The sequence below is a fragment of the Dokdonella sp. genome (genome assembly GCF_039926425.1).
GTDB lineage: Bacteria > Pseudomonadota > Gammaproteobacteria > Xanthomonadales > Rhodanobacteraceae > Dokdonella_A.
The window spans coordinates 1-8972 of the sequence record NZ_JBDSWZ010000151.1 but is presented as its reverse complement, the minus strand read 5'-3'; the positions used below and the strand labels follow the sequence as shown (position 1 = coordinate 8972).

The following is an 8972-nucleotide window of genomic DNA, read 5'->3' as shown; positions in this document are numbered from 1 at the left end:
CGCTTTGATTCCAGCTCCTTGTCGAGAGTGTTCAGGGACTTGGACACACTCTCCGGGAAGCGGAACAGGCTGAGGTTGCGAAAAAACGTCATGGGATAGGCGCGTTTGAGGAAGAGAATGCAGAAAGTAGTGAACGCAGGACACGAAGATCCGGCATCGCGGGCGGAACGGGAACCTTGAAGCGGGTCAAAAGTGCAACTCGTCGTCGATTGAAAGCCGGCGGAGGCGAAGTGCTAGGTCGAGTCGTGATCCAGCCCCGCACACCCCGCCTGCGCTTGCTGCGATGCGCTTGCGGCGCTGACGCCGAGCGCTGCGAAGTCGAACAGCCGTCCGTCAGCCAGATGCGATGGGGCGACGTTGCCGATCGCCCGGAAAATGCTCTCCGTGCGACCGGGAAATTTCCGGTCCCAGTCAGCCAGCATCTCCTTGATTGCCTTGCGCTGCAGGTTTTCCTGCGAGCCGCACAGGTTGCACGGCATCACCGGAAAGCCGCGCTCGACCGAGTACGCAGCAATATCGTCCTCGGAACAATAAGCCAGCGGGCGAATCAGGATATTGCGCCCATCGTCGGATCGCAGCTTCACAGGCATTGCCTTCAACGTGCCGTGGTGGAACAGGTTGAGAAAGAGTGTTTCCACGATGTCGTCGCGATGATGGCCGAGCGCGACCTTTGTGAATCCGTTTTCCGCGGCAAACTGGTAGAGCGCGCCGCGACGCAGGCGCGAACACAGGCTGCACATCGTGCGACCTTCGGGAATCACCCGTTTCACGACGCTGTAGGTGTCCTGCTCGATGATGTGGAACGGCACGCCGAGCGCACGCAGGTAGTGAGGCAGCACCAGCGGATCGTAGCCGGGCTGCTTCTGGTCGAGATGCACCGCCACCAGTTCGAAGCGGACCGGCGCCTTCGCCTGCAGTTTCAACAGGATATCGAGGAGTGTGTACGAGTCCTTGCCGCCGGACAGGCACACCATCACGCGGTCGCCGTCCTCGATCAGATTGAAGTCGGCGATCGCCTGTCCGACATGGTGACGCAGGCGTTTTGCCAACTTGCCGGCTTCGTCTGCGTGTTCGTGCTTGCGGTCGATCTGGGCGTTCATGGACCCGGCATTGTAGACGGCGCTGTCTCAAGTTCCGAGACACGGCACGTTCGTCCCTTTCGCCGCCGCGGTCGATGCGGCAAGATTCGACGCTGCTGCAGGGTCGCTTCGTCGATGCGCCGTGCGGAACGAAATCGAGAAATTCCTTCGCCATCACGCCCGGCATCGGCCGCGACCCTGCGCGCTCGAGATCCTGGCGTTGCCCTCTGGAGCGCGTTGTCATGAGCCAAATTCCGTCTTCCGCCGCCACCGGCCACGACACTGCGCCAATGGCCAATGCCATCCGGTTTCTTGCCGCGGATGCGGTTGAAAAAGCGAAATCGGGCCATCCAGGCATGCCGATGGGAATGGCCGACATCGCGGTTGCGTTGTGGGCGCGACACCTCAAGCACAATCCGGGCAACCCGCATTGGGCGGATCGCGACCGCTTCGTGCTGTCGAACGGGCACGGTTCGATGCTGCAGTACGCGTTACTGCATCTCACCGGCTACGACCTGCCGCTGGCCGAGATCCAGAACTTCCGCCAGCTGCACTCGAAGACGCCAGGGCATCCCGAGATCGACGTGACGCCGGGCGTGGAGACGACCACCGGCCCGCTCGGCCAAGGGCTCGCCAATGCGGTCGGCATGGCTCTGGCGGAAAAGCTGCTCGCCGCCGAATTCAACCGTCCCGACGCCGCGATCGTCGACCATCACACGTATGTCTTCCTCGGCGACGGCTGCTTGATGGAAGGCATCTCGCACGAAGCGTGCGCGCTCGCCGGCACCTGGCAACTCGGCAAACTCATTGCGCTCTACGACGACAACGGCATCTCGATTGATGGTCGGGTGCAAGGCTGGTTCACCGACGACAGCGCGGCGCGCTTTCGCGCATACGGCTGGCAGGTGATCGGCCCGATCGACGGCCACGACGTCGATGCGGTCGACCAGGCGATCGCCCAGGCGAAGGCCGACACAGCCCAGCCCAGTTTCATCCTGTGTCGCACGGTGATCGGCAAGGGCGCACCGACGCGCGAAGGCACGGCGAAGGCGCACGGCGAAGCGCTCGGTGCCGAGGAACTCGCCGCGACGCGCGTTGCTCTCGACTGGCCGTACGCGCCGTTCGAGATTCCGGCGGACATTTATTCAGCGTGGGATGCGCGCGCATCGGGCGCCGCCAGCGAAGCGGCGTGGAACGCCAAGTTCGACGCCTACAAGGCAGCACATCCAGATGCAGCAAGTGAGCTGCTCCGCCGACTCTCGGGCACGCTCCCGGCTGATTTCGACGCACTCGCCGCCGATCTGATCAGCGGAGCAAATGCAAAGGCGGAGACGATCGCGACGCGCAAGGCGAGCCAACTGGCGATCGAGGCGTTTGCTCCGGCGATTCCCGAAATGCTCGGCGGCTCGGCGGATCTCACCCACTCGAACCTCACCTTGTGGAAAGGTGCGCCGCTGCTGCTTGGCGCGGGCACCGGTCGTCACATCAGCTACGGCGTGCGCGAATTCGGCATGGCCGCGATCATGAACGGCGTCGCGTTGCATGGCGGCCATATTCCATTCGGTGGCACGTTCCTCACCTTCAGTGACTACAGCCGCAACGCAATCCGCATGGCCGCGCTGATGAACCTGCGCGTGATCCATGTGTTCACGCACGACTCGATCGGCCTTGGCGAAGACGGCCCGACGCACCAGTCGGTGGAGCACGTGTCGAGCCTGCGCCTGATTCCCAATCTCGAGGTCTGGCGTCCGTGCGATACGGTCGAGTCGGCGGTTGCATGGAAACTCGCGCTCGCGCGCGACAACGCACCGACCGCGCTGATTCTGTCGCGCCAGAGCCTTCCGTTCGTTCCGCGAGACGACACGCAGATCGCAGCGATCGAACGGGGCGGCTATGTTCTTTCCGAAGCGGAAGGCGCTGACGCACAGCGCATTCTGATCGCCACCGGATCGGAGATCGGTCTCGCACTCGCGGCGCAGAAGATCCTTGCCGGCGAAGGGATTGCAACCCGCGTCGTGTCGATGCCGTCGACTGAAACCTTCGACCGGCAAGACGCCGGCTATCGCGCCAGCGTGCTGCCCGAACATGTGCCAAAGATTGCGATCGAAGCCGGCGTGACGGCACTCTGGTGGAAATATGTCCGCGGCAACGGCACGGTGATCGGGATCGATCGCTTTGGTGAATCGGCGCCCGGAGCCGCGTTGTTCGACTACTTCGGCTTCACTGCCGAAAAGGTTGCGGCCGCCGCGCGCGCCGGCTGACATCGTCACGCGAACGCGCACCTTCGAGCATCGCCATGTTCAACGAAGACCCTGCGGATCTGGTTCGACAATTGACCCAGTTGCGGATCGAACACCGCGACCTCGACACCGCGATCACGCTCCTGCCCATGGGTCTTGGTTGCGACGAAGTGGTGAGGTCACGCATGAAGAAGCGAAAGCTGCGACTCAAGGACATGATCGCGTATCTGGAAAACAAGCTGATTCCCGATCTCGACGCCTGATGGCCATGCCAATCGCGCCGCGCCGTCGCAGCGCGCCGTGACTGCAGCCGGGTGGCAAGCTACTCGGTCGGGCGCGCGTTCCCGGATCCACGGCGCGTCAATCCGGTGTTGCGGCAACGACCTCGGCCTGGCTCAGCTGCGCGTGTTTCTCCGGCGTCAGCTTGAGAATGCCATGGCGGATGTCGCGGCTCAGGATCACTCGCGCGTCCTTCGCCACGGCGATCAGCTGCGCGCTGAAATCGAGCTTGCCATTCTCGTCGGCCCACACCGCGCGACGCTCCTTCAGCATCTGGATGAAACCGCGGAACAGGGACTTGTCGAAGAATTCCGGCGCATTGAGTTCGTGCAGCAGGGATAGTCGCTGCGCGGTCAGCCAGCACAGGTTCTCCAGCTCGCCGGACGAGAGCGTGTGCGGGCCGTTCTTCACCAGCAGCGCAAGCGCGATGTAGTACCGCTCGATCGCCGGCAGAAGGCTGTGCGCGAGCGCACGCAGGCGGAACGCGGGGTCGCTCTGGCCGGGACCGCGCTCCATGATGCGTCCGTCGCCATCCGCTTCCAGCAGATCCTGATCGATGAAGAAGTTCAGCGTGGCCTGCACCTGCTCGGCGAACTCGTCGTCGGTCCACGGCAGGAACAGTTCGGATTGCACAAATGGGTAGACGAGGCGGCCAAGCCGCACGATCGATGCGCGCGCGAGACGTCGGTTGTTGAGGAAGCAGCATGCAACCCATGCCGCCGTCGCGAACAGATGCACGACGTTGTTGCGGAAATAGCTGAGCAGGACACCCTTGTCCTCGCCGACGGTGAGCACGTCGCCAAGTGGATGCGGCACGCGACGGATCCACGCCATCTTCTCGCCGTACGCGATGATTTCGGCGGGCGACAGGGGCGTGAGCGTGACGCGATCCGAATACGGCAACGTCGCCAGCAGCGTCTTGCACAGCTCAAGCTGCGCGATGAGGTCGGCCTCGGCCATCGCATGCTTGGGGGTGGCCAGCAGCGCCACCGCGAGGAGATTGATCGGGTTGACGTGCGCTGCGCGATTGATGTTCTGCTGGATCCGCTCCGCGAGCACATCCACGGTCGGCTTCAGCCACTCGGGCTTTGCTTCGGGGTCCTCGGTCGCGCTGCGCCAGTCCGGCGCAACGTCGTCGAGCAGCGACACGAGGTGGATGGGTTCGCCAAAATTCAGCGCCACCCGGCCATAGCGTTTGCGCAACACGCCGAACGCGCGCAGGAATCCGAACAGCGATTCCTTTTCCTTCGGCTTGCCCGAGAGTTCGCCAATGTAGGCGTCGCCCTCCATGATTTTCTCGTAGCCGATGTACACCGGCTGGAACACCACCGGACGACGCGATTCGCGCAGGAAACTGCGCAAGGTCATCGAGAGCATGCCGCCATGCGGCGACAGAAGCCGACCTGTTCGCGAACGACCGCCTTCAATGAAATACTCGAGTGACACGCCGCGGGCAAACAGCTGGCTGATGTATTCGCGGAACACGGTCGAATACAGCGGGTCGCCCTTGAACGTGCGACGCAGGAAGAATGCGCTGCCGCGACGCAGGATCGGCCCGATCACCGGCAGATTGAGATTCACGCCGGCGCCGATGTGCGGAATCGCAATTCCGTTCTGCAGGAGCTGGTACGACAGCAGCAGATAATCCACGTGACTGCGGTGGCACGGCACGTAGATCAGCTCGTGACCCGGCGCGACGCTGCGCACCGTCTCGAAATGGTGCACTTCGACGCCGTCGAACAGCTTGTTCCAGAACGCCTTGAGCATGAACGACATCGACCGCACGACCGGATGCGAGTAGTCCGCCGCGATCTCGAGTGCATAGCCGCGTGCGCGATCGCGGATTTTCGCGTCACTCACGTTCTCCTTGCTGGCAGCCGTCGCAATCGCAGCGCGCACCGGCTCGGCATTGAGGAGCGCATCGACGACGGTGCGCCGGTGCGACAGATCGGGCCCGGTCACGGTTGCGCGGATCCGTCGGAAATGCGCACGCAGGATGCGCTGCAACTTCCGCACGCCGCGCTCCGGCTCGTCCTGGTCGGCAATCACTTCGCGCAGGCTGACCGGCGCGGCAAACTGGACGTGCGTGTCTCGCCCATTGAGCGCCAGCGCGAGCAAGCGCCGGAAGCGGCCGACGACGACCCAGTTCTCCGAAAAGAGAACGCTGAACCAGCCCGACTCGCGATCCGGTGCGCGTCCGACGAAGATCGACACAGGCACCAGTCGAACATCCTTCAGGGGATCTGCGCGCACGATGTCTGCGAGAAGACTGAGCGTCTCCGAACGCGTGGGATGAGGCTGGCGACCGAACACGCGCGGTCGGCGCGACAATGCGACCACCGCACGGCTGCGCTTGATCGGCAGACGGTCCGCGGCTGCGTACGGCGAGGGCAGGCCGGCCTCCATGCATGCCTGCTCGAGAATCAACGTGTCGGACAGTCCATAGCGCTCGACGACGTAGATCGTCGGGCGGCTGTCGTCGGGCAACAGCGCCCGCACGTCGTCAGGAGTTCGATGAATGCGCAACCACGGACGCAGGATCGCGCCGAGGGCATTGAGCCAGGCAGGCACCTGCGCGGCATGCGCCGGGCGTGCCGCCGGTTCGGAGTCGTTCATCGCGCCATTTTAATCGGCGTCGCGTGGCGTGCCCACCGCATGACGCGCACCTGCAGCACGCTTGTTATCCGGCTTTCGACGGCGCCGGGGTGGGCTCTGCAGCTGGCGCCGCGGCGGGAGCGGCTTCCGCGGCTTTTTCGGCCATGCGCTCGATCGCATGCTTGCCATACCAACGGTCGGCAACCTTGACCATGTCGGTTTCGACGCTGAGCGGCGAATCGAACAGCATGTAATCCACCTTCACCTTGGCGATCTTGTCATCGCTGGAGACAACGGAGGTCTTGACCGAGTCGAGCATCTTGTCGAACTGGAATCCGTAAACGGCGAGCGCGTCCTTGACCGCGATGAAGGCGATGCGCGCCTTCTGCATCGACTGGTCGAAATTCAGCGCGCGCGCTTCATCAAGCGTCTTGAGATTCACGTCACGCGCCGCCTTGACCGTGATCGCGATGATTTTCTTGATCGCGTCCGGATCGGTGAATCGCGTCTTCTGCACCCAACCGCCGAGTGCGTTGATGGCGGCAACCGCCTGCTGCTTCTCGGGCTCGGACATGTCCTTGTTCTGCTGGACCATGCCTTGCAGCCAGCTTGAGCCCATCGCGACGTACATCGGAATCTGTGTCTGGTACTGCGCGTCGAACGCCTTGAGTTGCGGTTCGGCTTCGGTGAAAAGCGTCTGTTCTGCGTCGGGAGCCGTCAGCTTGCCCATCGTCTCGGCAAATTTCTGGCGGTCCTCATCGGTGATCGGCTTGTCCCGGCTTTCTTTCATCCAGTCGGCTTTCGCCTTCTCGAAGTCGGCGGGCGGCAACGTGTTCTGCATCACGCCGGCAAGGTCGCCAGCCTTCAGCAACTGCACCGATCGCATGATCGACGCATCCGGTGACGTCGCAGCGGGCGCAGTCACTGCTGCCACACTTCCTGGCTGTTCCTTGCTGCAAGCGGCGACCGCAACGATCAGCGACGCGGCCAACGTCGCGCGCACGATGGACTTGAACATGGAGGATCCTTGCAGTGATAGGAAGGGCGCGCACTTTAGCAGGGCGCTCGCGCGAGCGGCCACTGCCGGTCGGTGGGAGGAGGCCCGGGTGCGACGGCTGAAAAAAGAAAACCCGGAGGGAATACCTTCCGGGTCAATCCGGCAGAGCCGGAGGGGGGAAACTGGGGCGTCGTTCCGACGCGCTGACCGCGTGCGGATCGTTCGAGCGTCGCGACGGATCGCGCGTCGTTGCTGCGAGAAAATATACGCACTCGGCGCAGTTAAAGCAACACATCATATGTATTCGACCAACCAGTTGATTTAAATACGTTTTTCACCATCATTTCCGGAGTCCCTCCAGTTTCGCCTGACGTCGTTCGGCGGCGGTTTTCGCCCACTCGTTGTTGAACAGGGCGGGCTCCCACGAGCCATACGTGGGATTGGGCAGCACGAACCAGCGCGTTCCAAGCCAGGCTTCGTAGGGCGCGATCGCCGCGCGACGGCCCGCTGGCGTATTCGCCAGCACATCGACGAAGTCGCCCAACTGGTCGCCGATTTGCAGCAGCACGCGGTGCTTGCGACCGACCAACTGACGGCGGCAGCCTTTTTCGGTGCCGTTCTGCTCGCAGCCGGCGACCACCGTGCCGAGGCCAAGAAACATCTGCTCACTGGAGCCCACCGGAAAGCCTTCGGAGCGGAGGTTCTCGAGTGTGACGTCGTTGAGATCCTGCGCGCGATTGGACAGATAGAACACGCTCACGCCATTGCGTGCGGCAAGCTGCGTGAATTCGAGCGCGCCCGGCAGCGGCTTGGCCGCTTTCTCCCGACACCATTCTGACCAGGTGAATTCGTTGTACTCGCCGCCGCCATCGACCAGTCGCGCCTGATACGGCGAATTGTCCAGCACCGTTTCGTCGATATCCAGGATAACCGCCGGTTTCAGGCGCCGCGAGGAACCCTTGCGTTCCTCGCGCGGCAACGCGTCCCATTGCCGATCCTTCAACGCGACCAGGAGCTTTTCACCGGCGATGCGATAGACCTCGCGCAGGATCAGGTCATGTTCGATCGCCGTCTGCGACCACGCCACTGCATTGAGATTGTCGTTTGCAGCCGCACCTGAAGAAGCGACCTTGGCGGTCGACGGATGGGGCTCGTTTCGAGTCGTTGCGCAGCCGCACACGAGCGTGGCAGCGAGAACGAGGACAGGTGCAATCAGGTTCTTCATCTGTTCTCCGGGATTGGAAAGCGCAGGAGCAGCGCATACGATCGCGGTACTTTATGACATGCCGTGGTCGGGGCTTTCGTGCGGCACCGCCGGTTTCACTCCTGACGAGATGTCTCCTCCATGTCCTTGCCCCCCAACGTGCGTCTGCAGGCCGCCGCGTATGTGCTTGCCGCGCTGGCACTGCTGCTGATCCTCAAGCTTCACCTGCTGCCGGCATTGCTCGCCGGCCTCCTCGTCTACACGCTGGTCAATGCGCTGGCACCGCTGCTGCAACGCCAGCTTCCCGGTGGACGCGCACACGGTTTGATCGTCGCGCTGCTCGGGATCGTCGTCGTCGGCTTGCTGACCCTCGCGATCATCGGCATCGTGGCGTTCCTCCGCCGCGAACTTGGCAGCCCCGGCGCCCTGTTCGAGACGCTGATGCCATTGATTGATCGCGCGCGCGCGCAGTTGCCGCAGGTGATCGTCGACCACTTGCCCGACAGCATCGATGACCTTCGTACTGCCGCGGTCGAGTGGATGCGAGTTCACGGAGCGCAGCTGCAGCTTGCCGGCAC

Annotated in this window: 6 protein-coding genes and 1 pseudogene; 3 read left to right on the top strand and 4 right to left on the bottom strand. The window is 63.2% G+C overall.

Annotated features, from left to right (window positions below; all coding sequences use genetic code 11):
* Positions 1 to 233 precede the first annotated feature (233 nt).
* Complete coding sequence (ttcA, locus tag ABIV12_RS09060; RefSeq protein ID WP_348058449.1) at positions 234 to 1100, bottom strand: tRNA 2-thiocytidine(32) synthetase TtcA; 867 nt, start codon at positions 1098 to 1100, stop codon at positions 234 to 236.
* Between the two features lie 269 nt (positions 1101 to 1369).
* Between ttcA and tkt the strand changes: the two genes are divergently transcribed.
* The gene (gene tkt, locus ABIV12_RS09055) at positions 1370 to 3340 is read left to right on the top strand and encodes a transketolase (protein WP_348058451.1); all 1971 of its coding nucleotides are present in this window, start codon (positions 1370 to 1372) and stop codon (positions 3338 to 3340) included.
* 35 nt (positions 3341 to 3375) lie between these two features.
* Positions 3376 to 3582 (top strand): DUF465 domain-containing protein, encoded by a 207-nt coding sequence (locus ABIV12_RS09050; protein WP_348058447.1) that lies wholly within the window; start codon positions 3376 to 3378, stop codon positions 3580 to 3582.
* Between the two features lie 97 nt (positions 3583 to 3679).
* Here the strand turns inward: ABIV12_RS09050 and plsB are convergent, their stop codons facing one another.
* From plsB to ABIV12_RS09035, 3 genes are all read right to left on the bottom strand, one after another.
* Positions 3680 to 6214 (bottom strand): glycerol-3-phosphate 1-O-acyltransferase PlsB, encoded by a 2535-nt coding sequence (gene plsB / locus ABIV12_RS09045; RefSeq protein WP_348058445.1) that lies wholly within the window; start codon positions 6212 to 6214, stop codon positions 3680 to 3682.
* A 64-nt stretch (positions 6215 to 6278) separates the two neighbouring features.
* A complete protein-coding gene (locus ABIV12_RS09040) occupies positions 6279 to 7211 on the bottom strand; it encodes a hypothetical protein (RefSeq protein WP_348058443.1) in 933 nt (310 codons plus the stop codon).
* Between the two features lie 319 nt (positions 7212 to 7530).
* Positions 7531 to 8415 carry an HAD family acid phosphatase gene (locus tag ABIV12_RS09035; protein WP_348058441.1) on the bottom strand — a complete coding sequence of 295 codons (885 nt, stop codon included), beginning with the start codon at positions 8413 to 8415 and terminating at the stop codon, positions 7531 to 7533.
* 120 nt (positions 8416 to 8535) lie between these two features.
* On the opposite strand from ABIV12_RS09035, the pseudogene ABIV12_RS09030 reads away from it, so the two are divergent.
* Positions 8536 to 8972, top strand: a pseudogene (locus tag ABIV12_RS09030) (hypothetical protein); the annotation flags it as partial.

Excerpts from the sequence above, each read along its gene's own strand:
- ttcA (WP_348058449.1), bottom strand. The coding sequence starts at position 1,100 with ATGAACGCCCAGATCGACCGCAAGCACGAACACGCAGACGAAGCCGGC.
- tkt (WP_348058451.1), top strand. The coding sequence starts at position 1,370 with ATGGCCAATGCCATCCGGTTTCTTGCCGCGGATGCGGTTGAAAAAGCG.
- ABIV12_RS09050 (WP_348058447.1), top strand. The coding sequence starts at position 3,376 with ATGTTCAACGAAGACCCTGCGGATCTGGTTCGACAATTGACCCAGTTG.
- plsB (WP_348058445.1), bottom strand. The coding sequence starts at position 6,214 with ATGAACGACTCCGAACCGGCGGCACGCCCGGCGCATGCCGCGCAGGTG.
- ABIV12_RS09040 (WP_348058443.1), bottom strand. The coding sequence starts at position 7,211 with ATGTTCAAGTCCATCGTGCGCGCGACGTTGGCCGCGTCGCTGATCGTT.
- ABIV12_RS09035 (WP_348058441.1), bottom strand. The coding sequence starts at position 8,415 with ATGAAGAACCTGATTGCACCTGTCCTCGTTCTCGCTGCCACGCTCGTG.